Genomic DNA, 24,184 nt, shown 5'->3' on the forward strand with positions numbered 1-24,184 from the left:
ATTCTGGCAATCTAGCAAATTTGTTTACCGGTTAACAAAGTTGAGGAATCGTGAACGAACCAACACTCCGCTCCCGTACCTGCAACCTCTGGGCCGAAAACAATCCCGACCTCGACACCTCGCCCATGGAAGTAGTCGCGCAACTCAAACGGATTACGGCGCTTCTCGAACTAGCAGTCGAACCGGTATACCAAACCGCGGATCTCACCGTGTCGGAAGTGGAACTGCTTGTGCCACTTCGATACGCCGAGGAACCGGTCACCGCGATTCGTCTCGCCGAACGCCTCGGTATGTCTCGGGCCGGGGTCAGCAAGGCACTCGCGCGACTCGAGAAGCGAGGATTCGTCTCCCGCACAAGCAATCCCGAAGACAGGCGATCTGCACTGATCACGATGACGGTCCAGGGAAACGCTGTCGTCGACGACGTCTTTCCTCGCGAACTCGCCGCTCACGGTGAATTGTTCACCCAACTCGGCCGGGACCGGGGGAAGGTCCTTGCCGCACTCGAGCGACTGGCAGTATCCATGGAAAGTGGGCTGAATCGAATGCCGGGCAAGTAATCGGGGTTACTCCTGCTCTCCGGTCCGCCCGCCGTACGTCGCAATCTTGTACTCCGTCGCAGCCAAAGACAACGTGAGCTCCTTGATCTGCCGACGAACGGTGTCTCGGTGCTCGAGCAGCATGTCGAGCCTCTCCGGAATTGTCCCTTCACCGGCGTCGACCAGTTCGACGTAGTGCTGCAGGTCGCGAATCGCCATACCCGAGATGCGCATGCGGGTCAGAAACACCAGCCTGCGAACAGATTCCGGACCGTACACACGATGTCCGCTCGAGTCACGATCGACCTCGACCAGACCGATCTTCTCGTAGTAGCGCAGCGTATGTGCCGAGACATCCAGCAGGTCCGAGACTTCGGCGATCGACATCGGCTCCTGAACGTCCCCTGCATCGACGAGTCGGTGAATCACCTCGATCGACATGGGCCCGTCCACTTCCCCAAGTGCCTCGAGTGCCTTACGCATCAAGTCTTCCGTAGCCATGACTCTCAGCCTAGAACGGGCGGACAGGGCCGGCAGCATCCGCGAAGTCTGCACTGCGAGCCAGGTCGGCCCAGACGCATACCTCGGCGAGATTCTTCCGATACGACGCGGAGACACGCTCCACGGCTTCCTTTCCGAGTGGCAGACGAAGTGGCACATTCTCGCTGTGCACAAGCGAGGTGATGATCTCTGCTGCTTTCTCCGGATCACCCTCCTGAACACCGTCTGCGGCCGCCATGTCCCGCAGAACGGGATCCAGCAAATCACGGTATTCCGATGATGATTCGGCGAAGCTCAGAACGCCAGGCGTGTTGAATGCTGTACGGAATCGGCTGGGCTCGACGATCATCACCCGAACGCCGAACTGCGCGACCTCACCGGCGAGAGCCTCCGACCAACCCTCGAGAGCGAACTTCGACGCCGAGTACGCCCCGACACCGGGAAACGACATACGGCCGCCTTGACTGCTCATCTGCACGATCGTCCCGCTGCCCTGCACTCGCATCGACGGGAGGACGGCGCGCACCAACGCGGCGGGTCCGATCAGGTGCAGTTCCATCAGATCCCGCAAGGTCGAATCGTCCACCATCTCCGCCGCGCCGACCATCCCACGACCGGCATTGTTGACCAGCACGTCGATGCGACCGAAGCGCTCGAGCGCATATTCGACGACGCCCGGAGCCGCTGCGGTGTCTCTGACGTCGAACGTCACCGCCGAGAACCGATCCGGATTCGCCGACGCAATATCTGCAACGGACTCGGGACGACGAACTGCAGCGACTACCGCGTCGCCCGATCGAAGTGCAGACAGTGCGAGTTCACGGCCGAAACCCTGAGAAACTCCGGTGATGATCCAGGTCTTTGTTGTCATGGTCGGCAACGCTAGGGGTTAGAGCGCGCTCCAACGCAAGCCTGTGGTTCTACCGCCGAACTACACGCCGGCCCAGAGCGGTCGTTCCCCGCGAAGGAAACCGTCGACGCCGGCTTTGAAGTCGTCACTGCTGTAGATCATGCTCATCAGATCATCGTTGTCGGCAATCACTCGGGTTCTGATGCGTCGCAGGGACTCCCGAATAGTCCAGACGGTCATCGGGGCGGCGGCAAGTAGATCGCGAGATACCTGGGCCGTCAGGGTCGCGAACTCGGACTCTGTTGCACAGTCGCTGAGGAAGCCGCTCCGCAGAGCCTCGCCACTCGACATCACCCCAGCCCGAGCGATCAACGACATCAGACGCGAACTGCCGATCCTGTCCGCCAGCAACGCCACGGAATGGATCGACAACGAGTTTCCGAGTGTGCGCGCGATCGGTAGGCAGAAGCGTGACCCCTGCGTCGCGATCCGCACATCGCACGCTGCCGACAGCAACAGCCCTGCTCCCGCGCACACACCGTCGATGACCGCGAGGGTGGGAACCCTCACTTTCTCGAGTTCGGTCAGTACGCCGACGAACCGGCTTTCGTAGTCGAGCCCGTCCTGAAAGCTCGAGAAGGTTTGAAGGTGGCCAATGTCGGAGCCCGCCGAGAACGCCTCTCCCCCAGCACCTCGGAGAGTGAGTAACCGAATCTCGCGGTCGGAGTCGGCGCGCCGGCAGGCTCCGGCAATGGCGTCGTACATCTGCGGGGTCAATGCGTTGCGCTTTTCCGGCCGGTTGAACACGACGTCGAGGGTCTCGCCACGACGGATGATCAAGATTTCTTCGTGCGTTTCAGTCATGACACTCACGTTATTTCCGGTAGAGAAAAGTCGAAACACATTGCACTTGAATATCTTTGCGAATTCTCGATGCAAAGTTGCAGATAGTGCGAACGGAGAAGCGTCGACGAGGCCAGGAGACGGTGATGCCAGAACCGAACCTCGCCGACGCAGTATCAAAGGGGCGTCATGCCACGACAGCAAAAAGTGTCATGCCACGACTGTGCGCTGTGGCACGCCCGAATACTGGCTCAGCGGCCTGATCAGTGCATTCGACTGCCCCTGCTCGATGATGTGCGCCGTCCATCCGGTGATGCGGCTCATCACGAAGATCGGCGTGAACATCTCGACGTCGAAGCCCATGAGGAAATATGCAGGGCCCGTAGGGAAATCGAGATTCGGCTTGATTCCGGTGGCACTGACCATGGTCTTCTCGAGGATCTCGTACATCTGCACCCACTTCTCGCCGTCGGTCGCTGCCGCGACGTCGAGGAGGGCCTGCTTCATGGTCGGAACACGCGAATCACCGTTCTTGTAGACGCGGTGCCCGAAGCCCATGACCTTCTCCTTGGCAGCCAACTTCTCCGACATCCAGGCTTCGGCGCGGTCGGGGTCGTCGATCTCGAGCATGTCGTGCATGACAGCTTCGTTTGCACCGCCGTGCAACGGGCCCTTGAGCGTGCCGATAGCAGCGGTCACTGCGCTGTAGATGTCCGAAAGTGTGGACGTCACAACACGAGCGGCGAACGTCGAGGCGTTGAAGGAGTGCTCCGCGTACAGGATCAGCGAGACCTCGAAGGCCTTCACGATCGCCGGCTCCGGAACAGCACCGAAGCACATGTTCAAGAAGTTTTCGGCGAAACCCAGGTCCGACTGCGGCGCGATGGGATCCTGACCGCGCCGGCGGCGGAAATCGGCTGCGACGATGGTCGGCAGCACAGCCGTCATCCGCAGCGCCTTGGCCAGATTGGCCTTCTCCGAGTTGTCGTCCTCCGCCGGATCCTCGGCGCCGAGGTAGCTGATCGCCGTGCGGACAACATCCATGGGGTGGCAGTTGTCCGGCATCTTGGTCAGGAGTGAGAGCAGTGAGCGGTCGGCACGACGGGCCGCACGCTCACGCAGGCAGAGTAATTCGAGCTGCTCGGGAGTCGGCAGTTCGCCGTACCAGAGCAGGTGCGCAACTTCTTCGAAGCTGCAGTTCGCGGCAAGGTCCTGCACTGCGTAACCGCGATACGTCAACGAATTCGTCTCGGGCATTACCTTGGAGATAGCCGTCGTATCGACGACAACTCCGGCCAAGCCCTTGTAGATCGTCGGAATCTGTTCGGTCATGTCCTACTCCCCTCCAAGCTGAAATTGAAAATGCCACTGTCGAATTCGTTGTAGCGCTCGTACTCGAGAATCTCGTACAACCTGCTGCGATGCTGCATTTCGCCGAGCAGTCCTTCTTGCGTGCCCTCCGCAAAAATCTCGCGCAGACCCTTTTCGATAGCGAACATCGCCAGCCGAAGGGTGGTCACGGGGTAGATGACGGCGTTGAAACCGATCTCTTCCAACGTCTTCGCCGAAATGAGATTCGACTTCCCGAACTCGGTCATGTTGGCGAGGAGCGGAGTGTCGACCGCTGCGCGGAACTTCTCGAAGTCGGCCTCGGTGGCAAGAGCTTCGGTGAAGATCAGATCGGCACCGGCATCCACATAGGCCTTTGCTCGCTCGATCGCCGCGTCGATACCGTCGATTCCGGCAGCATCGGTGCGCGCGCAGATGACGAAGTTCGGGTCACGACGCGCCGACACTGCAGCACGAACACGGCGAACCATGTCTTCGGTGGGCACAATTGCTTTGCCGTCGAGGTGCCCGCAGCGTTTGGGGTTGATCTGATCCTCGAGGTGCAGACCGGCTATTCCGTCGTCCTCGAAGATCGTGACCGTGCGGGCCGCGCTCATAGGTTCACCGAAACCGGTGTCGGCGTCGACGAGCGTCGGGAGGTCCGTGACGCGCGCGATCTGCTTGCTGTGGCCGGCGACCTCGGTCAAGGTGGTCAGTCCGATGTCGGGAAGCGCCAATCCGGCGGAGTACGCACCACCTGAAACGTAGACACCCTCGAACCCGATTTCCTGAATCAGTCTGGCTGTCAGCGGATTGATCGCACCCGGGAGTCGTTGAATCTTTCCGGACGTCAGCCCCGCCCGGAAGGCAATCCGCTTGTCGGCTGCAGACGTCGCTGCTGCGATGAGGCCCGACATCAGAAAAGTCCCTTGGCGACCTTGGGAGCCCGAGCGAGAACGTCTTCGGAAACGGTGAAGGTCAGCTGATCGAGTTCGCCTGCCTTCAATTCGGCGGTGCGCTGAGCCGCGTCGAGGAAGCGGTCCTGTTCGCTCGGCTCGATGACGCCCTCGGCGAGGGTGCGGAACTTCGCGACGTACTGATCGCGAGCGAACGGACGTGCGCCGAGCGGGTGCGCATCGGCCACCGCAAGCTCGTCGACGATGACTTCGCCGCTCTTCAAGGTGATCTCGGCGCGAGCACCGAAAGCCTTCTCGTCCGGATCCGTCGAGTGGTAACGGCGTGTCCATTCGGGATCTTCGCGCGTGGAGATCTTGTTCCACAGCTCGATCGTGTCCGCGCGCTGTGCACGCTCGGACGCGTAGGAATGTTCGTGGTGCCACGTACCGTCCTGTAGCGCAACGGCAAAGATGTACATCACCGAGTGGTCGAGGGTTTCACGCGAGGCGGTCGGGTCGAACTTCTGCGGATCGCCGGAACCGGTGCCGATGACGACGTGGGTGTGGTGACTGGTATGCAGGACGATCGACGCGATCTGGTCGAGATCACCGACGCGAGAACGCATCCGGCGAGCGAGGTCGATCGGCGCCTGGCTCTGGTACTCCGCGGAGTGTTCCTTCGTGTACGAGTCGAGGATGGCGCGCTTCGCCTCACCCGAACCGGGCAGCGGAACGTGGTACTCCTTGTCCGGGCCACCGAGTAACCAGGCGATGACGCCGTCTTCGCCTTCCCAGATCGGTGACGGTGCGCCCTCACCGCGCATCGCGCGGTCGACCGCCTCTACGGCAACCTTGCCTGCCAGCGCAGGCGCGTACGCCTTCCAACTGGAGATCTCGCCCTTGCGGGACTGACGTGTCGCCGTCGTGAGGTGCAGCGCCTGGCCGATTGCCTGGTAGACCGTCTCGGTGCCCAGGCCCAGCAAAGTTCCGATACCTGCCGCAGCCGAGGGGCCGAGGTGTGCGACGTGGTCGATCTTGTGCTCGTGCAGGCAGATAGCCCGAACCAGGTCGATCTGGATCTCGTAGCCGGTCGCCAGACCACGAATCAGGTCTCGACCGTCACGGCTGGTGTGCTGAGCGACGGCGAGGATCGGCGGGATGTTGTCTCCGGGGTGCGAGTACTCGGCGGCGAGGAACGTGTCGTGGAAATCGAGTTCACGAACCGCGACACCGTTGGCCCAGGCGGCCCATTCAGGCGAGAACGTACCGGGGATACCGAACACGGTGGAGCCCGGCGTATACGGATGCGAGTGTGCTTGCGCCCGCGCATTCACCACGGGACGGCGTACCAGGGAAGCTGCGGCAACTGCCGCGTTGTCGATGATCCGGTTGACGATCATGTCGGATGTGGCGTCGGTGACGTCGACGGAATCCGTCGCAACTTCCGCGATCTTCCACGCGAGGTGGTCTTCCTTGGGGAACTCTTCGGCAGAGCGGTGAGTGCGTACGAGATGCGTCTTCATCGGTCCTCTTCTCACGTTCTTCGGTATCTATTTGCACGCTACGCAGCTCATTCACCTCGGGATAGGCCCTCGCAATTGCCTATTTGTGCAATGACAATGCTGCAATGTTGCGAATGTTGCGAATAGCTTCTCGGTAGGGTGAACGCGATCGGCACCGAGGAGATTCGATGAAGAAGATGTACGCGGGAGCGCGGCTGCGACGGCTGCGGGAGGAACGAAACCTGTCACAGTCCGCACTGGCGAAGGCACTCGAACTCTCCCCCAGCTATGTCAATCAACTGGAGAACGATCAACGACCGCTGACGGTGCCCGTCCTTCTCAAGCTCAACGCCGAGTTCGATCTCGACGTGCAATTCTTCGCCTCCGATTCCGACGCACGCCTGGTTGCGGACGTTCATCACGCCTTGGCCGAAACTTCGGAATCTGGAGACGTATCTCTGGCCGAGGTGGACGAATTGGTGGCCCGCATGCCGGCGGTCGGACGCACCCTCGTGATGTTGCACCGCCGCCTTCACGCCGCGACAGAGCAGTTGGACCAGTTCTCGACGCAGTTGTCCGGCGAACCAGCATCCGATGTGTCACTCGTACCGATGCCCTACGAGGAAGTTCGGGACTTCTTCTACGACCGAAAGAATCACATCGCCGTTCTGGACGACGCTGCCGAACAGATGTTCCTGGACAACGGATTGTCCGTGGGCGCAGTGGATTTGCAACTGGCACGACTACTTCGCGATCAGCACGGCGTCACCGTGACGATCCGTACCGACGAACCCGACAAGCTCGGCCCCAAGCGTTACTACGATCCGAACAAGTCGGTCCTCACACTCGCCCGTCGTCTGTCGGCAGGACAACGCGCGTTCCAGATCGCAATGCAGTTGGCCTTCTTCACGCAGGCCGACGTGATCGATTCCCTTGTCGCCGAGGATGAATCATTGAGCGCCGAGTCCGCAGCGCTGGCTCGCGTCGGACTCGCACACTACTTTGCCGGCGCACTGCTACTCCCGTACACCCAATTCCTGCAATCCGCTGAGGCCTTGCGGTACGACATCGACCTGCTCAGCCTCAAGTTCGAGGTCGGCTTCGAGACCGTCTGCCACCGGTTGTCCACTCTCCAGCGTCATGGCCAACGCGGCATCCCCTTCTTCTTCGTCCGAACCGATCGCGCCGGAAACATCTCGAAGCGTCAGTCTGCTACCGCCTTTCACTTCTCCAGAGTCGGAGGCAGCTGCCCGCTGTGGGTCATCCACGAGGCATTCGCGAGCCCAGGTCGCATCCTCACTCAGGTCGCGAAGATGCCCGACGGCCGGACATACCTCTGGGTGGCGCGCACTACCCACAGCGGCGGACTCGGGTACCTCGCACCCGAGCGCAACTTCGCCGTCGGACTCGGTTGCGACATCGGCTACGCCGATCGCATGGTCTACTCACACGGAATTCAGACGGACGACCCCGCGACCATCGTGCCGATCGGCGCGGGGTGCAAAGTCTGTGACAGGCCAGCGTGCTCTCAACGCGCCTTCCCCCAACTCGGCCGCTCGATCTCCGTCAGTGAGAACAGCAGCAGCCACCTTCCGTATCCGCAACAATAGGGCGCAAACAGTAGGGCACACCGACTCCACCTGCAGTTTCCCGGAGCTACGACGCTCTTCTGCTTCCATGGACGTCATGCAACCCGATGCCGTGACCCCTCGTCGACTGGTTCTTCGCCGCCTTTCGGCCGTGGCCGGTGTGGCCGGCATCGTGACTGGTTTGGTTGCCTTGATCGCAACTCAGTTGGACGTCGATCACAACATCGTGATCGTTCTCGCGTCAGTGGCGCCCTTGTTGATGATTGCTCCGCTGATCGGTGCCGTCGTCTCGGGTATCGGGCGTCAGTGGATCGTGTGCGCCGCCTCGATCCTCGTCCTTGGGTTGTTCGGATGGTCTGTGAGCCCGCTGTACATCGGCGGAACTGGGGAGTCGACGTCTGCGAACGGTCCATCGATTCGAATCATGCAGGCCAACTTGATGGTCGGTGCAGCGGATCCGGAGTCGCTTGTGGCGATGGTCCGCGAACGCGAGGTCGACGTGGTGACGGTCCAGGAGTTGACGTACCAGGAAGCCGACGCGCTCAAAGCCGCCGGGCTTGACGAGGTTCTGAGCCACCAATTCCTCGTCCCGTACACCGACGGTGGTGGCGGGGCAGGAATCTACAGTCGCTTTCCACTCTCCAATCCGCGTAGCCTCGACGGATTCTCACCCGAAACGCTGTCCGCAGAACTGAATGTCGGCTTGGCGCAGCCAGTCACATTGTTCGCCGTGCATCCGGCACCGGCGTACATCTCACCGCCTTCGGTGTGGGCGGACGAGCAGCGAAGGCTTGGGTCTTACATGGACAAAGTCGCCGGACGGGACAACGTGATAGTGAGCGGCGACTTCAACGCGTCGTACTCGAACAAACAGTTCCGGAATCTTCTCACGAACGGATACACCAGCGCCGCCGACCAATTGGGTTCCGGCCTGATCGCGACCTATCCGACCGACAAGCGGTATCCGGCGGTGGTCGGTATCGACCACATCATCACGAAAGGCGCCGTGGCGACATCCTTGGAACGGATCGAGATCGAGGGATCCGATCACCACGGCCTGATTGCCGACATCACGTTGTCTTGAGTAAATACTGGATTGAGCAAGCACCGGGGCATGGTTGTGCCCCGGTGCTCACGTCTTCAGTTGTCGCGATTCACGCCGCGGTGGGCGGACTGTTCCCGCCGATCGGCCGCTGGAACGGATCAATCGACATCGGTGGATAGAACACCGTTTTCCGATCCGGGCCGATCTCCACCCGCCACTCCGTGTGATGCAGCGTCCGATGATGATGACCACACAACAAGACCAGATTATCGAGATCCGTTGGGCCACCATCACCCCAGTGAACAATATGATGGGCATCGCACCACCCCGACGGAGTCCCGCACCCCGGAAACGCACACCCACCATCCCGAACCGCAAGAGCCCGCCGCTGCGGAACCGTCGCCGTTCTCGCTTCCTTGCCGCAGTCGAGCGGAACACCATTCGCATCCAACAAAATCCGCGTCACGGTGCAGTCGCACGCCAACATCCGCGCGGTATCGATACTGATCGGGCCCACCCAATCCGTCCACGCGAAACCCAGTTCTTCGGTGGACGGCAGGAGGTCCTTCAACGCTTTGAGGTCGGTCATGTCTTTCGCCGACGCGGTCACCGTGATGTGCGGTTTCACTCCGCCCTCCATCGGACCCAACCCCGCCCGCTCGTACCGGCGCAACAACTCGCAAAACCCATCCGCACGCCGTAATGCCGGAGTACGCGTGTCCTTCACGCCGTCCTTCTCCGGCGTCGGCGCAGACAGACTCGACAACAACGTGATCAGACGCGCCCCGTTCACAGCATCCAGATCACCCTTCACAGTCACCCGCCCGTACAGGCCCTTCGACGCGTAGAACTCGTTACGCTCCGAATCCTCACCCACCGGAACCCCGTCCTCGCGCTTGCCGTACTGCTTCTCGATTCGACGGATCGCTGCTCGCACCGCATCACAATCGGCGATGTTCTGCGACGCCAGGCCAAGCAGGATCCCGCGAGCCTTGTCCACATCCGCCGGCGTCATGTTCTTCGGCGGATGCTGACAAAACGACGCAACCTGCCGCGCCTTCAACGCATCCACGTCACCACGGTGAAACGCATCGCCCACAACGGGTTCGAGCATCAACAACCGCGCCAACCCGACCAGCAGACTGCACTCACCGATCTCCAGATTCGTCGACCCGTGCAACCACTGCGCGATCGCCCGAAAACCCTTCCCACCGAGAACCTCACGGGAAAACATTTCCACGATCAGCAACACCATCCGCGATTGCAGCTCGTGCCGGACGCGCACCAGAGCCAGAACCTCACTCTTGAGGCCCTCACCGTCCAGCTGCCACGCTCCCCGACTGTCCACACTCAAAGCTTAATCGAACATACTTTCGATAGCCAGAGACAAACCGGACAACTTCAAACAGGTGGGTGGCTCGAGACCTATTGAAGTACAGGCTCGTTCACGACTGATACAGCGCTAGGTCGGAGTGACTATCGCAAAGTTCGGATCCGGCTCGTCGAGGTATCCGGCAAGTTCTGCGAGCTTCGCCGGGTCGCCGGAAACCGAGATGGTTCCATTCGCAATCTCGGCACCCAAGTCCACACCACCGAGCAGCACACCGAGTAAGTCGCGCCGACTCAAACTGAACACCGCATCCACAGACCCAGCATCTGCAGACCCACCTTCCACGTCGAAATGGATCAGAACTCCGTTGCTGAGTTCCGTTCGGTGAACGATGTTTTCGTCAGCGATGTTCCAATCGACGACGATGTGCGAGCCCGCTGCGCGCACTCCATCCACGCGCAGCGATACTGCATCGAAGACTTGACTTACCGACAGCGCTGCGGTGATGTCGGGCGCCGCGGCAACCGTGGGCGTCCCCACTGAGCCGTTGCGCAGTTCGTATGCACCGGTGAGGTAGAAGTTCCGCCAGGTGCCGTTCTCGGCGCCGTACCCGAGTTGCTCGAAGGTATCGGCCTGCAGATTCTTGGCCTCGACGTTGTCCGGTTCAGCGAAGACCACGTAGTTCACCACCTGCGCAACCCAGCGAAAGTCGCCGCGCTCGTACGATTCCCGAGCTTTCCGTAACACTTCTGCTGATCCGCCCATGAACTCCACGTGACGCTTGGCCGATTCGACGGGTGGATGCTCCCACAGATGCGCAGGGTTACCGTCGAACCAACCCATGTATCGCTGGTAGATGGCTTTGACGTTGTGACTGACGGAACCGTAGTACCCGTGCGTGTGCCACGCTTGCGCCAATGCAGTTGGCAGCTCGATCGATTCGGCGATCTCGAGACCGGTCCACCCCTGATTGATTCGACGAAGTGTCTGATCGTGAAGGTACCCGTAGAGGTCGCGCTGCAATGACAGGAACTCGGTGAGCCGTTCGGTCCCCCACGTCGGCCAGTGGTGGGACGCAAACAGAACGTCGGATCGTGAGGCGTAACGATTGATCGATTCCGTCAGGTACGCAGACCAGACGTGAGGATCTCGTACCAGGGCACCGCGAAGCGTGAGCAGGTTGTGGAGAGTATGAGTTGCGTTCTCCGCCATACACAGTGCGCGCAAATCCGGGAAGTAGAAGTTCATCTCGGACGGGGCCTCGGTTCCGGGCGTCATCTGGAATTCGATCCGAACGCCGTCGATCGTCTCCGTGTGACCTGTCTTCGAGATCGACACCGTCGGCGAAATGAGCGTCGGTGTGCCGGTTGAGGTGGTCTGCCCCAACCCGGCTCCGACGCTACCTCGGGGACCTCGGGGTAAGGCCGCTCCGTACATGTAGGCCGCACGTCGAGCCATTGCCGTTCCCGCATAGACGTTTTCCTCGACCGCGTGCTCCACGAGCCCGGTGGGTGCGACGATCACGCATCGCCCGGCGGCGACGTCGTCGTCGGTGGTCACACCTTTGACCCCGCCGAAGTGGTCGATGTGCGAATGCGTGTAGATCACCGCGACTACTGGTCGATCACCACGGTGTTCCCGGTACAGCGCGAGCCCGGCGGCAGCGGTTTCCCGGGAGATCAGTGGATCGATGACGATGATTCCGGTGTCTCCCTCGATCAACGTCATGTTCGACAGATCAAGTCCGCGAATCTGATAGATCGAATCCGTCACCGCAAAGAGTCCCTGCTTGGCGACCAACTTCGACTGACGCCACAAGCTCGGATTGACCGTTGGCGGGCAGTCCTCGTCAAGGAACGCGTAGGAATCGTTGTTCCACAGGACTTTCCCGTCCGAATCGGCAACCAGCCCCGGTTCGAGCGCGGCGACGAAACCCCGCTTCGCCTCGGTGAAGTCGGCGTCGTCGGAGAACGGTAGAGTCTCGGCGACTCGGGCGTTCGCGGCTTCGATTGCGGCCGATGCCGCACGTGGGTCGATCATAAGTCAGCCTTTCACGCCGAATTGCGGCAATGCGCATTGCCGCAATCGAGGAGAACAGCAGGGCTAGCTCAGCAACTGCGCCTTTGCCGCCGCGAACTCGGCATCGGTCAACACGCCGGACTGATGAAGCTGTCCCAACTCCTGCAGCTTGGAGACCAGATCGTCCGCGCCTGAAGGGGGAACGGACTGCACGGGGGCGACCTGCTGCTGCGGCGGCGGCTGTTGCTGCTGGTACTCCTGCTGATATTCCTGCTGCTGCTCGCTGGCCTTTCGTTGACTCCGTCGATCCATGGCGTTGGACGTCGCCTTTGCGGTTCCAGCCACTACCGCCGTGCGCGCCACCGTGCCGAGCAACCCCGGCCGCCCTCTGCGTCCACCTCGAAAAACCATGCCGAACTCCTTGGGTAATTGTCGCTACTGAAATGCTGCTTCGACCGCTGCGACGACTACCTCGCGCGGTATCTGAACGTGAAGGACTACGTCGCCGCCGCCACCGCGAACCGTCGACGCGAGCTCACGCGCCCACGTCTGCTCGTAGACGATGACTGCGGCGGACGTTCCTGGTTCGAGTGACTCACGGACCACGTCCAGGTCCTCGTCACTGATCAATGCCTTGGCTTCGATGGACAGAATCGCCAGTCCGATGTCGGTGAGATCTTCGTCGACATCGATCTGCGACACCTGTCCGTCCGCGTCCTTGGCGATGTACACGAGGTCGAGCAGAGTGACAAAACCTCGTTCCACCACGTTCTGCAGCGCGGCGACAGCTTCAGGATCCACAGTTGAACCTGGGAATGCCAGCACCACGAGCTCGACCGGTCCGATGTTCATTGCGTCGTTCATCCATCAAGCCTGGTGGCTCGGACGCTTGGGAACCTCACCCGCAGGGGATGAATTACCCGATGCGATCGAGTTATTTGTTGCGACGAATGACTTCGCGAATCGGCCGTACGTGTACGCCTTCTGCTGCGAGGGCTCGCCGGGCTTTGCCTCGGGTGACGAGCACACCGACGATACCGAGAATCCAAACCGGATATTGCACCATCCAGGCGACACGGAATCCGTCGAACGTGTACCCGCCCATGTGTCCGAGGATGACGCCCATCACTTGAATCACGATGAGGGAAGCGAGGAATCCCCCGATGTTGACCATGCCTTGCGCGGTGCCCATCGCCGAACTCGGGTTCGACGTACGCGCGTAGTCGAAGCCGATCACCGAACCCGGTCCACCCACCGAGATGACGACCACCAGGATCGTCAACAACCAGAGCGGAGACGGTTCACTACGCGAAAGCACGATCGTCCACATGAGCGCGCTGGCGACCATGATGGTGAGAACCAACCACGATCGACGCATGGGATAGCGGCCGGTGAGGATGCCGAGTATCGGACCGGCCACGATTGCCGAGATGACCGACAGCGTCAGCAGCGAGCCGACGGTGGCGGAGTCGAGGCCTTGAGCCGATTTCAGATACGGCACACCCCACAGCAGCGCGAACGTCGTTATCGAGAACTGCGTCCCCATGTGACTGAAGAACCCGAGGCGGGTGCCGGGTCTCATCCACACCGTCTTGATCTGTCGCCCGATCTCCTTGGCGCCGGCCGGCACGGCCACCACGTCGGCACCGGGAGGCGCGTCGCGGATGACACTCAACGCTAGTGCAAACGCCAACAGTCCGACAGCGGCAGCGCTGCCGTAGGCAAAAGTCCAGCCCGGTCCGGACAACAGCAACATGAACGGAAGCGCAGACATCACCTGGCCCAGCTGACCGAGGATGCCCGTGAACTGCGAGACCAACGGCACCTGCCGGGGCGGGAACCACTGCGGTACCAACCGCAACACCGAGATGAAGGTGAGTGCATCCCCGGCACCGACGGCAATACGTGCACCGATCGCGACGGGCAGCGATTCGGTGAAGGCGAGAGCCAACTGCGCGGACATCATGATGAACGCACCGACTGCGATCATGATCCGCGAACCGTAGCGGTCGAGGAGGACTCCCGCCGGAATCTGCATGCCGGAGTACACGACGATCTGCAGCACGACGAAGCTCGACAGAACGCTGGGCGAGATCGAGAACCGATCAGCAGCAGACAGACCCGAGACGCCGAACGAAGTGCGGTGAAGCACGGCGATCACGTAGGCAAAAACACCGACACCCCAGACCAACCACACTTTTTTCATCGGGTCTGTATGTTACTCCTGTCTTTCGCAAGGCTCAGGACATGATTATTCGCGGCCCTGAGACACCCAATTCAGATCGGCCGAACGGAAGCCTTCGGTGATCGCGGCGAGGGAGTCGAGGCGAGCGATCTGGTCTTCGCTCAGAACGATGTCCAACGCTCCGGCGTTTTCGGTGACTCGTGCAGCGAACCGAGTGCCGGGAATCGAAACGGAAGGCAACCCGTACTGGCGGCCCTTGGCATCGAGCCATGCCAGGGAAACCTGTGCAGGCGTCGCGCCGAGCTCCTCACCGACGGCGCGGACCACGTCGAGAACCTTCTGATTGGCGGGAAGTGCGGAGTCCGAGAAGCGGGGGAAGCGTCGGCGTAGGTCGTTGTCACCGAGCGTCGCCGCATCGAACGATCCCGCCAAGAAGCCTCGGCCCACAGGTGAAAAGGGCACGAACCCGACTCCGAGTTCCGCCGCGGTGGGTACTACCTTGTTCTCGACGTCACGGCTCCAGATGCTCCATTCCGACTGGATCGCCGCGATCGGATGTACCCCGTACGCACGACGCAGTTCGTCACCGGTCGCCTCGGACAGTCCGATGTTGCGGACCTTGCCCGCCTTCACCTGCTCCGCGATCGCGCCGACGGTGTCTTCGATCGGCACGTTCGGGTCGACCCGGTGCAAGTAGTAGAGGTCGACATGATCGACGCCGAGTCGTCCCAGAGACTCGTCGAGTGCCCGCGGCACGTAAGCCGGGTCTCCGTTGATCCCGCGCTGACCGTTGGCGATGTTGCCGACCAGACCGAACTTGGTCGCCAACTGCACTTCGTCCCGGCGGTCTTTGAGAAGCTCTCCCACCGCACGCTCACTCGAGCCCTCGCCGTACACGTTCGCGGTGTCGATGAATGTGATCCCGATGTCCACCGCATGGTGCAGCGTGGCGAGCGCCTCGGCCGGATCCACCGGGCCGTAGACCGGGGCGACGGACATCGCGCCGTATCCCTGGGCGCTGACAGTGAGACCTTCGGCCAGAGTGACGGTGGGGACGGTCATGAAAACTCCTCGATTCGACTGAGCGACAACCCCGACAGTCTTCACCGAATCGAAGCCTCACGCACCGATTAACGTCACGCTGATCGGGTTACCCTCGAGTGATGGCATTCGATTGGCTCGAACTCGTACTCACCGCCCACCGCGAATTCGGTTCACGACTCGCTGCGGTCGAGGACCGGAACGCACCCACGCCCGACTCCGACTGGCACGTCGAACACCTCGTCCGCCACGTCATCGAGGAGCAGCAGTGGGTACCGCCGCTCCTGGCCGGACTGACGGTCGGCGAGGCGACACCGGACATCGTTCCCGTCGGGGACGACCTGTGGACCGAATGGCAGAAGTACTCCGATGCCGCAATCAAAGCGTGGAAATCGACGGACCTCAGTGCCCACGTTCACCTCTCGTACGGCACGGTGAAGGTGGAACCCTATCTGCGCCAGCAGACCTCGGACGTCACGATCCACACCTGGGACCTTGCGCGAGCGGTCGGAGCAGACGAGCGGCTCGATCCAGACCTCGTCGAGGCCGTCTGGTCCGACCTCGACGGGCAGCGCGACATGCTCGCCGAGAGCGGTCTGTTCTCCGCTCCCGTCGATCTTCCTGACGATGCGTCGTTGCAGGACAAGCTGATTGCCCTGACCGGTCGCGATCCTCGTTAGACGTTCAGCGACACACCCGTCGTGCGAGCGACGCCGTCCCAGCCGCCGGCAGGTGCACCGAGGCCGAGCAGAGCCGCAACCGTCGGCGCGACGTCGATCGTGCGAGCCTGCGTGTCGATCTTCCGTCCACCGTCCAGAGCGGGATGTCCGCCGCTGAGGAAGAACGGAATGGGCAGTGTCACGAAGTGGCCGTGGTTGCCGGGAATCGGGTTGGACAGTGGAGTCGGATCACTGAACCGCCAGCCCTGAGCGCAAAACGCAACGACGTCACCGGCATTGGTGCCGAGATCGAATTCGGCGGGGAGGTGGCTGGATTCGACGCCGTCCACACCATCCACGATCTGCTGAATCCGGCTGACGGCTTCCGCCCGTTCGCCATCGGGTCCGACGAAGTAGATCAGGTCTGCGCCACCGTTCTGGGCGATTCGAATCTTGCCTGCCAGCAATGGGTCCGCGTTCAGCGGTCGATCCAAGCCGATGAGCCGCGCGGGCTCCGACCAGTCCATCGAGTGGTCGGCCAACACGATCAGAATGCTCCGATTCCAGCGACCCGTGTCATGAAGGAAGTCGACGAAGCGGCGAACCTGGTTGTCGGTGTTCTGAAGTGCAGCCGTGCGAGCGATCCGGATGGACGGACCGGACAGATCCAGGTGCCCGACCCGATCGACGTCACCGAGGTTGGTGAATGACAGCCGCGGCGAGTTCCCGCCGACGATACGGATCAAGGCGTCGATCGTGAAGTTGTCCGGCGCATGCTCGGTACCGGGAACGAGCGGCTGCGGATCCCACACCAGTGAGGCGCGGTCACCGAACAGCCCGTGAAGGTAGCGCTTCGACAGCACACTCGCAGTGGTCAATCCGAGTTCGGTGCGTACCCGATCCAGAACCGTCGATGCCTGCAGGTCGGAAGGCCGATCGAGGTCCCGCTTCTTGTCGATGGACGGATCGTAGACGGAGTTGGCGGGTACACCCGAACGCGCCGGCAGCACTCCCGTCATCATCGCCGTGTGGTTCGGCAGCGTCTCTGCGATCGTGATGGCACTGGCGTCCGGGTAGTGGATACCGCCGGCCGCAAGCCCGGTCAGCGTCGGGGTGAGCTCCGATCGCAGCTCGTCCGGCCGCATGCCGTCTACGACTATGACATGCACGTCCAGGTCTGGGATTCCGGCGCTGGTGGGAACACTCGCGCGAGCGGGCGTTCCGAGCAATGCCGTTCCGGCGACAACACTTCCACCGATCAGAACGCTACGACGCGAAACTTCGATACTCACTGGTCGACTCCTGGTCGGTACGAGGCCTGATCGAGGGCGGCCGAGGTGGGTGAGACTCTACTGCCCGCGCCTGCCGGCAGACGGTAGCTCACGGCGTAGTGCGCATTGCTCTGCGGATTGGTGAGATCGTCGACGTAGTACCAGTCCATCTGAGTACCTTCGCGGGCAATTTCGAATACGCCGTAGCCGTGCGAATCCAGTTCGACGTACCGCACGTGGCGGTTCACGGCCTTGAATGCTTCTTCTGCCGCAACGGTTACCGTGCGCGGTGGCACTTTCAGCATGTCGTCGATATTGGGCGACGTCACCGACGGGACGACGAACTCGGCGCCGACGGTCGGCCCACCCGGATAGTTGGCGGCGTTGGTCGGTAGGTCGCAGGCCCATGACGTGTGGATGTCACCGGTGATGAAGACGGTGTTGTCCACACCGTTCGAGGTGATCGCGTCGAAAAGCCTGGTGCGGTCGGCGGTGTACCCGTCCCACTGATCCGTGTTGTACGGGACACCGGCCTGCGGCACACCCACCAGTTCGGTCAACGCCGCGGTGGTCGCCGGTTCCAGCGGCGGGAACACGCAGGGCGTGATCATGACCGGATTGCCGACGACCTTCCACTGCGTCGGGGAGGTGACGATTCCGTTGGTCAACCAATCCATCTGTGCGCGTCCGGTAATGGTGCGCGACGGATCGTCGACCTGCTTCATGGTCGGTTGCTCGTCGCGGTAAGTACGCAGATCGAGCATCGAGATCTCGGCCAGATTCCCGAAGCGGAACCGACGATACAGCTGAACGCTCGAACCACTACCCGACGGCCGGACGGGCATCCACTCGAAATATGCCTTGGCCGAGTTGGCCTTTCGATCTGCCCAGTCACCTTCGACACCGGGAGTGTGGTTTTCGGCGCCGTCCCGGTACGCGTTGTCGGCCGATTCGTGATCGTCCCACGTGGTGATGAACGGGAGCTTCAGGTGCAGAGCTGCCAGATCCGGGTCTGTCTTGTACTGCGCGTGCCGAATTCGGTAGTCGGCCAGCGAAATGATCTCGTGGGCCGGCTCGTGAAGGCGAACGGATCCGTTTCTCGCGCCGTACTCCCCCTGCCCGTACTCGTAGATGTAGTCACCGAGGTGGATGATCGCGTCGAGGTCTTCGCGGAATGCGAGGTGACGATAGGCACCGAAATACCCCGCCTCCCAATTGGAGCAGGACGCCACGCCGAAGCGGAGACGATCGAGATCTGCCGAGTTCGACGGAGCCGTACGGGTGCGGCCCACCGGAGAAACAGCCGAACCCGCAGTGAATCGGTACCAGTACGCCGTCGACGAATCGAGTCCGGTGACGTCGACCTTCGCGGTGTGATCGGAATCCGCCGAAGCAGCAACACTTCCGGACGCAACGACGCTCGCGAACCCCTCATCGGTCGCGACCTGCCAGTTGAGAGTCACCGCCGGCCCGACGCCGGAACCGGGCGTCGCGTCTGCCGTCGGGGTGATGCGGGTCCAGATGATCACCGCATCCGGCAACGGGTCACCGGATGCCACGCCGTGCGCGAAGCCCGGGCTGCCACCCGGAACCTCGGCACCGGCGTGGCTCGCCGAAGCGACACCAAGACCTACTGCGCCGGCGAGGGCCGCCGATCCCTGCAGCAGGCCACGTCTGGATATTCGATCGAAGGCATTCGTGTGCACGCTAGGAGTGAACCCGCACCTGAACGGGCGTTCAAGAGAGCTTCGGGATGTTCACCCAGGCTTCGCCTGCGCTTCTCTGGAAGTTTGATCGAGTCGATCCCGATTACAACCGGTAATCGAGGGCCGAGCCTCGAACCACACCGACCTTGACTCCGATGTAACCGCCGAGTGCACCCCCGGCCGCGATCAGGATCCAGAACGCCGGCGGAAGCAGAGCCTCGGACCCGTCGACCTCGGAGAACGCGGAATAACCTGCGATCAACGCGCCGAACAGGATGGGCAGTATCAGCAGAGCGGCAAAGAAAGTCACCCACACCCGATGCGACGAGTCTATTCACGACGGACGGCGTTTGTCGGCAAGTCGAGTCGCTCGTCTGCCGGAAACACACCCCGCTGACGCCTATGCTTGGAAAATGACCGAACCCGACATCAAGCCCAGAAGTCGTGACGTCACCGACGGACTCGAAAAGACCGCAGCGCGCGGCATGTTGCGTGCAGTAGGAATGGGCGACGACGACTGGGTCAAGTCGCAGATCGGCGTCGCCTCGTCCTGGAACGAAATCACGCCATGCAACCTGTCCCTCGATCGCCTGGCCAAGGCCGTCAAGGAGGGCGTACGGGAAGCCGGCGGGTTCCCTCTCGAATTCGGCACTATCTCCGTCTCCGACGGCATTTCGATGGGGCACGAGGGCATGCACTTCTCCCTCGTTTCCCGTGAAGTGATCGCGGACAGCGTCGAGACCGTCATGCAGGCCGAGCGTCTCGACGGATCGGTCCTTCTCGCCGGCTGCGACAAGTCGTTGCCCGGCATGATGATGGCGGCGGCCCGCCTCGACCTCGCCAGCGTGTTCCTCTACGCCGGCTCCACCCTCCCCGGCGTCGCCAAACTTTCCGACGGCAGTGAGCGGGAAGTCACCGTCATCGACGCGTTCGAGGCGGTTGGCGCCTGCTCGCGTGGGCTGATGGGCCGCGCCGACGTCGACACCATCGAACGGGCGATCTGCCCGGGCGAAGGCGCGTGCGGCGGCATGTACACGGCAAACACGATGGCCAGCGCCGCCGAGGCCATGGGAATGTCGCTGCCCGGCAGCGCTTCACCGCCCGCACCGGATCGTCGCCGCGACGGCTTCGCCCGCGAGAGCGGCAAAGCCGTTGTCGAACTCCTGCGTCGAGGTATCACCGCGAGGGACATCCTCACCAAGGAAGCGTTCGAGAACGCCATTGCAGTAGTCATGGCATTCGGCGGATCCACCAATGCGGTGCTCCATCTCCTCGCGATCGCGCACGAAGCGTACGTCCCCCTGACGCTCGACGACTTCGCTCGCGTCGGCGCGAAGGTCCCGCACCTCGCCGACGTCAAGCCTTTCGGAAAGCACGTCATGACGGACGTCGACCGTATCGGCGGCGTCCCCGTGATCATGAAGGCATTGCTCGACGCGGGACTCATGCACGGAGATTGCCTGACCGTCACCGGTAAGACCGTGGCGGAGAATCTCGCGCACATCACCCCGCCCGATCCGGACGGCAAGGTCCTGCGGGCGATGAACAAGCCCATTCACCCCACCGGAGGCATCACGATCTTGAAGGGGTCACTCGCGCCCGGCGGCGCGGTGGTCAAGTCGGCAGGATTCGAGTCTGATGTATTCGTCGGCACTGCACGGGTTTTCGAACGCGAGCGCGCCGCGATGGATGCTCTCGAGGACGGCACCATCACCGGCGGTGACGTTGTCGTCATCCGCTACGAAGGCCCGAAGGGTGGTCCCGGCATGCGCGAGATGCTGGCCATCACGGGCGCGATCAAGGGCGCGGGTCTCGGCAAGGACGTCCTGCTGCTGACGGACGGACGATTCTCTGGTGGCACTACTGGCTTGTGCGTCGGACACGTTGCGCCCGAGGCGGTTGACGGCGGTCCCATCGCGTTCGTTCGCGACGGCGATCAGATCCGACTCGACGTGGGTACCGGACAACTCGAATTGTTGGTCGACGACTCCGAATTGGAAGCCCGCAAGAAGGGCTGGGAGCCGTTGCCGCCTCGCTACACACGTGGTGTGTTGGCCAAGTACTCCAAGCTCGTGGGATCAGCCTCGGGTGGAGCAGTGTGCGGCTGATCCCAGCCCGCCGCTAGATCGGCCGGTACCCGGCGCCGACACCTCCGTGGGCATTGATCGTGTCCACGATGGAGGTCATGTTGGTGCCGAGTTCCGGCCCCAGGCACGGCACCCAGAGGTAGGCGTTGACCATCGCGACCAGCGTCGTCCCGACCGTGACCGGGGCTCCCGAATCACCGTGGTCGACGCAGATCTGAGTCCAGGTGGATGCGTCGGCGCTCAGGTCTCCCCAGACGACGCCGCAGGTCGTGCCCGTCGTACGGCCTTCCTTGCAGGCTGTAGCCGGGAAGCTGGCCGGAGCGCCGATCGAGGTGATGGTTGCCGCGCCCACCGTTCGAACTGGTGTGACCTTGCCCGGATCGAACTGGATGACCCCGTAGTCCAGGTCCGGGTTCGACTCGACGAACGTGCCGACCACGCCTGCGTCCTCGTTGCTTTCCGGGATCACGAACGATCCAGGACCACCGCAGTGACCTGCGGTGATACCCACGAGTCTGCCGCCGTTGTCGTGACCGATAGTGGTCAACGTACAGACCAGCTGATTGTCGATGATGATGCCCGAACCACCACCCATGGGCGTGGGTGCAGCAACAGCGTTGCTGCTGACGATGAACCCGAGTCCGAGTGCCAAGACCAACGCTGCCAGAGCCGAAACAATTCGCTGCAACATCACAATCTCTCCGCCGGTAATCTCCCCGCTGCAAAAAACGCATACCCCGGAAAGTGCGGACCTACGCAGCGTTTCTAGTCGGTAGCTCCGAGCGCTTCGAGCATCTTGCGTGCCTCCTCGAGCTGACGACTCAACTCGTCGACTCGCGCTGCAGCCATGTCCCGTGCAGCGACGATGATGGACTCGACAGCCTCGATTGCGGTGGGCTCACCCAACTCGCGGACAGCTCGCTCGACCGCATCGGGTGCGACCGGAACTGCTTTGCCCGGACGCTTGGCGCCCTGTGTGACCGTCACGCTCCAGTCGTTGTCCGCGCCCGCATGGATCGTGACGCTGATGCCGGCCGGCAGTTTCTTCGCACGCTTGACGGCCGGACGAGGTGTCGCGGCAGGGGCAGCAGTGGTAGTCGGTACCGGAGCGGGTGCAGGCTGCGCACGCGGCTTCGGTCGAACAGGCTCTACGAGTGGCTCCATCAGGGGCTCGGACTCCACAACTGGTTTGGGCCGTGGCGCCGGTTTGGCCGGTGCCGCGGAGACGCGGTTGATGCGCAATTCCTCTGCCTCGAAAGGCAATTCGTCGTTGACGCCTTTGGGGCGGATCATCACGGTGTTGCCGTCCACCGACACGACTTTCGCCGAGGTACCGGCTTCGATCCCCAGGCTGGGAGTCGCCTCGCGCAGATAGACGGTGGCGCGCTTGCCTTCGGCGACAGCCGTGGCGAGCGCTGCCAGATTGTCCGCAGTGAGGTGATCCGGCGTTGATGCGGCAGCGCCGGAACGTCTACGGGGTGGCATGCGCAGGTCCTTTCAGAAGTATCTCGTGCATTTCGGTATCGACAGTGCTTTTCTCGGGGCAACTCTTGCACAAGCCACCGACGTGTTGACTCTCACCGCCCGCCTGAGCCCGAGGATCCGTAGACGGTTCGGCCAATTCAGTACTGTTCTCGGGGCACCGCGTGGAAGATGGTGGACAGAAATTCGTTGCGGCAATAAGGAGCACGGTGAGCAGTTCGGAGTCAGAGTGGATCGACGAGGTCACCGAACCCGCCCCTGCTGAATCTCACGTTGCCGAACCTCACACCGCTGATCCGATCGACGTCGATGCTCATCTGCTCAGCCGGATTCAAGCCGACATCGAGGAGTCCCTCCTCGGCGGACCGCGCTGCTTCACGCAATCGCAGATCGCGGAATTCGCCGGTGTGACACGCGAGCGTGCCGATCGTTTGTGGGTCGCGATGGGCTTTGCCGTCGACGAGGATCCCGACGCCGTCATGTTCACCCAGCAAGACGCCAACGCCCTCAAGACGATCATCGACATGGTCAATCGAGGAGTCATCTCGCAGAGCAGTGAGGTGGCTGCCGCCCGTTCACTGGGGCAGTCGATGTCGAGGTTGGCTGAGTGGCAGGTCTCGCTGATCAGCACACACATCATCGACCAGCTCGCCGACTCGGCAGATCACGAGCCCGAAGCGATCCGGAAGATCGTTCTGCGCCTCGGCGCCGAGATCATTCCCGCTGTCGAATCTCTGCAGACGTACGTGTGGAAGCGCCACGTCGCGTCGTCGACGGGCCGCAACGTCGGAAACCCGGGCGAAGAAGTAGCGAGTCGTGTTCTGGTCGTGGGTTTCGCCGACATCGTCGGGTACACCTCGCTGACCCGCGGCCTCGACTCCGCCGAACTCAACGATCTGCTCGAGCGGTTCGAGTCCGCGTCCACCGAAATCATCGGTCGCAACTACGGCTGGGTGGTCAAGACCGTCGGTGACGAGGTCATGTTTGCCGCCGAGAGTCCTCATCACGCCGCCGAGATCGCTTTGCAGATCCAGCAGGCGGTCCTCGCCGATCACGACGATCCGCAGCTTCGGGTGGGTCTGGCCATGGGGCCGACGTTGGTTCGCTTCGGAGATCTCTACGGTTCGGTGGTCAACAAGGCCGCGCGTCTCACCAGCTCTGCTCGTCCCGGCACTGTGCTGATCGACTCCGAGCTGGCCACCCAGCTCGGCTCGGACGCCAATTTCAAACTGCGACACCTTCGTCCGCGACGAGTGCGCGGCATCGACAGGCTCGAGCAGTACGTGCTACGCCGCAATCTGGAGCCGTGA

23 protein-coding genes are annotated in these 24,184 nt (G+C 62.2%); 6 read left to right on the top strand and 17 right to left on the bottom strand.

Annotated elements, in window-relative coordinates:
* Positions 1 to 50: 50 nt before the first annotated feature.
* Complete coding sequence (locus tag GN300_RS05350; RefSeq protein ID WP_058037691.1) at positions 51 to 560, top strand: MarR family winged helix-turn-helix transcriptional regulator; 510 nt, start codon at positions 51 to 53, stop codon at positions 558 to 560.
* Positions 561 to 566: 6 nt separating this feature from the next.
* Here GN300_RS05350 and GN300_RS05355 read toward each other — a convergent pair whose 3' ends face one another.
* The 6 genes from GN300_RS05355 to prpD all read right to left on the bottom strand — a co-directional run bounded on the left by GN300_RS05355 (position 567) and on the right by prpD (position 6,481).
* Positions 567 to 1,040, bottom strand: a complete 474-nt coding sequence (locus GN300_RS05355) for a MerR family transcriptional regulator (RefSeq protein ID WP_054781518.1) — start codon at positions 1,038 to 1,040, stop codon at positions 567 to 569.
* A 10-nt stretch (positions 1,041 to 1,050) separates the two neighbouring features.
* The gene (locus GN300_RS05360) at positions 1,051 to 1,911 is read right to left on the bottom strand and encodes an SDR family NAD(P)-dependent oxidoreductase (protein WP_042925046.1); all 861 of its coding nucleotides are present in this window, start codon (positions 1,909 to 1,911) and stop codon (positions 1,051 to 1,053) included.
* Between the two features lie 60 nt (positions 1,912 to 1,971).
* Entirely contained in the window at positions 1,972 to 2,754 is a 783-nt protein-coding gene (locus GN300_RS05365; protein ID WP_054781517.1) for an enoyl-CoA hydratase, read from the bottom strand.
* 189 nt (positions 2,755 to 2,943) lie between these two features.
* The gene (locus GN300_RS05370; protein WP_063315794.1) at positions 2,944 to 4,065 is read right to left on the bottom strand and encodes a bifunctional 2-methylcitrate synthase/citrate synthase; all 1,122 of its coding nucleotides are present in this window, start codon (positions 4,063 to 4,065) and stop codon (positions 2,944 to 2,946) included.
* A complete protein-coding gene (prpB, locus tag GN300_RS05375; RefSeq protein ID WP_042448311.1) occupies positions 4,062 to 4,979 on the bottom strand; it encodes a methylisocitrate lyase in 918 nt (305 codons plus the stop codon). The genes GN300_RS05370 and prpB overlap by 4 nt, the downstream gene beginning before the upstream one ends.
* Positions 4,979 to 6,481: a 2-methylcitrate dehydratase PrpD gene (prpD, locus tag GN300_RS05380; protein ID WP_063315793.1), complete on the bottom strand. Its 1,503-nt coding sequence runs from the start codon at positions 6,479 to 6,481 to the stop codon at positions 4,979 to 4,981. The genes prpB and prpD overlap by 1 nt, the downstream gene beginning before the upstream one ends.
* A 167-nt stretch (positions 6,482 to 6,648) precedes the next feature.
* On the opposite strand from prpD, the gene GN300_RS05385 reads away from it, so the two are divergent.
* Entirely contained in the window at positions 6,649 to 8,070 is a 1,422-nt protein-coding gene (locus GN300_RS05385) for a short-chain fatty acyl-CoA regulator family protein (RefSeq protein WP_003939891.1), read from the top strand.
* 67 nt (positions 8,071 to 8,137) lie between these two features.
* Positions 8,138 to 9,133 carry an endonuclease/exonuclease/phosphatase family protein gene (locus GN300_RS05390; RefSeq protein ID WP_063315792.1) on the top strand — a complete coding sequence of 332 codons (996 nt, stop codon included), beginning with the start codon at positions 8,138 to 8,140 and terminating at the stop codon, positions 9,131 to 9,133.
* A 70-nt stretch (positions 9,134 to 9,203) separates the two neighbouring features.
* Here GN300_RS05390 and GN300_RS05395 read toward each other — a convergent pair whose 3' ends face one another.
* The 6 genes from GN300_RS05395 to GN300_RS05420 form a co-directional block, all read right to left on the bottom strand.
* Complete coding sequence (locus GN300_RS05395; protein ID WP_063315791.1) at positions 9,204 to 10,442, bottom strand: HNH endonuclease signature motif containing protein; 1,239 nt, start codon at positions 10,440 to 10,442, stop codon at positions 9,204 to 9,206.
* Between the two features lie 114 nt (positions 10,443 to 10,556).
* Positions 10,557 to 12,464, bottom strand: a complete 1,908-nt coding sequence (locus GN300_RS05400) for an alkyl/aryl-sulfatase (protein ID WP_063315790.1) — start codon at positions 12,462 to 12,464, stop codon at positions 10,557 to 10,559.
* 63 nt (positions 12,465 to 12,527) lie between these two features.
* A complete protein-coding gene (locus GN300_RS05405) occupies positions 12,528 to 12,854 on the bottom strand; it encodes an SHOCT domain-containing protein (protein ID WP_003939954.1) in 327 nt (108 codons plus the stop codon).
* A gap of 24 nt (positions 12,855 to 12,878) precedes the next feature.
* A complete protein-coding gene (locus tag GN300_RS05410) occupies positions 12,879 to 13,307 on the bottom strand; it encodes a DUF6325 family protein (RefSeq protein ID WP_007732604.1) in 429 nt (142 codons plus the stop codon).
* 70 nt (positions 13,308 to 13,377) lie between these two features.
* Entirely contained in the window at positions 13,378 to 14,649 is a 1,272-nt protein-coding gene (locus GN300_RS05415; RefSeq protein ID WP_063315789.1) for a nitrate/nitrite transporter, read from the bottom strand.
* Positions 14,650 to 14,694: 45 nt separating this feature from the next.
* Entirely contained in the window at positions 14,695 to 15,690 is a 996-nt protein-coding gene (locus GN300_RS05420) for an aldo/keto reductase (RefSeq protein WP_037128852.1), read from the bottom strand.
* A gap of 101 nt (positions 15,691 to 15,791) precedes the next feature.
* Here GN300_RS05420 and GN300_RS05425 point away from each other — a divergent pair, with 101 nt between their 5' ends.
* On the top strand, positions 15,792 to 16,349 hold the full coding sequence (locus GN300_RS05425) for a TIGR03086 family metal-binding protein (RefSeq protein ID WP_063315788.1): 558 nt from the start codon (positions 15,792 to 15,794) through the stop codon (positions 16,347 to 16,349).
* On the opposite strand, the gene GN300_RS05430 is transcribed toward GN300_RS05425, so the two are convergent.
* The 3 genes from GN300_RS05430 to GN300_RS05440 form a co-directional block, all read right to left on the bottom strand.
* Entirely contained in the window at positions 16,346 to 17,620 is a 1,275-nt protein-coding gene (locus GN300_RS05430) for an alkaline phosphatase family protein (RefSeq protein ID WP_047270749.1), read from the bottom strand. The two genes, GN300_RS05425 and GN300_RS05430, sit on opposite strands and share 4 nt — an antisense overlap.
* Positions 17,617 to 19,305: an alkaline phosphatase gene (locus tag GN300_RS05435; protein ID WP_063315787.1), complete on the bottom strand. Its 1,689-nt coding sequence runs from the start codon at positions 19,303 to 19,305 to the stop codon at positions 17,617 to 17,619. Before GN300_RS05435 ends, GN300_RS05430 begins: the two co-directional genes overlap by 4 nt.
* A gap of 103 nt (positions 19,306 to 19,408) precedes the next feature.
* Positions 19,409 to 19,615: a hypothetical protein gene (locus GN300_RS05440; protein WP_223304509.1), complete on the bottom strand. Its 207-nt coding sequence runs from the start codon at positions 19,613 to 19,615 to the stop codon at positions 19,409 to 19,411.
* Positions 19,616 to 19,718: 103 nt separating this feature from the next.
* On the opposite strand from GN300_RS05440, the gene ilvD reads away from it, so the two are divergent.
* Positions 19,719 to 21,413 (top strand): dihydroxy-acid dehydratase, encoded by a 1,695-nt coding sequence (gene ilvD / locus GN300_RS05445; protein ID WP_063315786.1) that lies wholly within the window; start codon positions 19,719 to 19,721, stop codon positions 21,411 to 21,413.
* A 13-nt stretch (positions 21,414 to 21,426) separates the two neighbouring features.
* On the opposite strand, the gene GN300_RS05450 is transcribed toward ilvD, so the two are convergent.
* Both GN300_RS05450 and GN300_RS05455 read right to left on the bottom strand, forming a co-directional pair.
* Positions 21,427 to 22,083: a S1 family peptidase gene (locus GN300_RS05450; protein ID WP_007732621.1), complete on the bottom strand. Its 657-nt coding sequence runs from the start codon at positions 22,081 to 22,083 to the stop codon at positions 21,427 to 21,429.
* Positions 22,084 to 22,157: 74 nt separating this feature from the next.
* Positions 22,158 to 22,877, bottom strand: coding sequence for a DUF6319 family protein (locus GN300_RS05455; protein ID WP_003940205.1), 720 nt, complete (start codon positions 22,875 to 22,877; stop codon positions 22,158 to 22,160).
* Between the two features lie 206 nt (positions 22,878 to 23,083).
* On the opposite strand from GN300_RS05455, the gene GN300_RS05460 reads away from it, so the two are divergent.
* Positions 23,084 to 24,184, top strand: a complete 1,101-nt coding sequence (locus GN300_RS05460) for an adenylate/guanylate cyclase domain-containing protein (protein ID WP_372510028.1) — start codon at positions 23,084 to 23,086, stop codon at positions 24,182 to 24,184.

Origin of the sequence: Rhodococcus sp. Ni2 (assembly GCF_021352185.1) — a bacterium.
Lineage (GTDB): Bacteria > Actinomycetota > Actinomycetes > Mycobacteriales > Mycobacteriaceae > Rhodococcus_F > Rhodococcus_F qingshengii.

Bases quoted from the DNA above. Each gene is read 5' to 3' on its own strand.
- GN300_RS05455 (WP_003940205.1), bottom strand. From the start codon at position 22,877: ATGCCACCCCGTAGACGTTCCGGCGCTGCCGCATCAACGCCGGATCAC.
- prpB (WP_042448311.1), bottom strand. From the start codon at position 4,979: ATGTCGGGCCTCATCGCAGCAGCGACGTCTGCAGCCGACAAGCGGATT.
- GN300_RS05355 (WP_054781518.1), bottom strand. From the start codon at position 1,040: ATGGCTACGGAAGACTTGATGCGTAAGGCACTCGAGGCACTTGGGGAA.
- GN300_RS05425 (WP_063315788.1), top strand. From the start codon at position 15,792: ATGGCATTCGATTGGCTCGAACTCGTACTCACCGCCCACCGCGAATTC.
- GN300_RS05370 (WP_063315794.1), bottom strand. From the start codon at position 4,065: ATGACCGAACAGATTCCGACGATCTACAAGGGCTTGGCCGGAGTTGTC.
- GN300_RS05420 (WP_037128852.1), bottom strand. From the start codon at position 15,690: ATGACCGTCCCCACCGTCACTCTGGCCGAAGGTCTCACTGTCAGCGCC.
- GN300_RS05390 (WP_063315792.1), top strand. From the start codon at position 8,138: ATGGACGTCATGCAACCCGATGCCGTGACCCCTCGTCGACTGGTTCTT.
- GN300_RS05360 (WP_042925046.1), bottom strand. From the start codon at position 1,911: ATGACAACAAAGACCTGGATCATCACCGGAGTTTCTCAGGGTTTCGGC.
- GN300_RS05400 (WP_063315790.1), bottom strand. From the start codon at position 12,464: ATGATCGACCCACGTGCGGCATCGGCCGCAATCGAAGCCGCGAACGCC.
- GN300_RS05450 (WP_007732621.1), bottom strand. From the start codon at position 22,083: ATGTTGCAGCGAATTGTTTCGGCTCTGGCAGCGTTGGTCTTGGCACTC.
- GN300_RS05405 (WP_003939954.1), bottom strand. From the start codon at position 12,854: ATGGTTTTTCGAGGTGGACGCAGAGGGCGGCCGGGGTTGCTCGGCACG.
- ilvD (WP_063315786.1), top strand. From the start codon at position 19,719: ATGACCGAACCCGACATCAAGCCCAGAAGTCGTGACGTCACCGACGGA.
- GN300_RS05410 (WP_007732604.1), bottom strand. From the start codon at position 13,307: ATGAACGACGCAATGAACATCGGACCGGTCGAGCTCGTGGTGCTGGCA.
- GN300_RS05385 (WP_003939891.1), top strand. From the start codon at position 6,649: ATGAAGAAGATGTACGCGGGAGCGCGGCTGCGACGGCTGCGGGAGGAA.
- GN300_RS05415 (WP_063315789.1), bottom strand. From the start codon at position 14,649: ATGAAAAAAGTGTGGTTGGTCTGGGGTGTCGGTGTTTTTGCCTACGTG.
- prpD (WP_063315793.1), bottom strand. From the start codon at position 6,481: ATGAAGACGCATCTCGTACGCACTCACCGCTCTGCCGAAGAGTTCCCC.
- GN300_RS05365 (WP_054781517.1), bottom strand. From the start codon at position 2,754: ATGACTGAAACGCACGAAGAAATCTTGATCATCCGTCGTGGCGAGACC.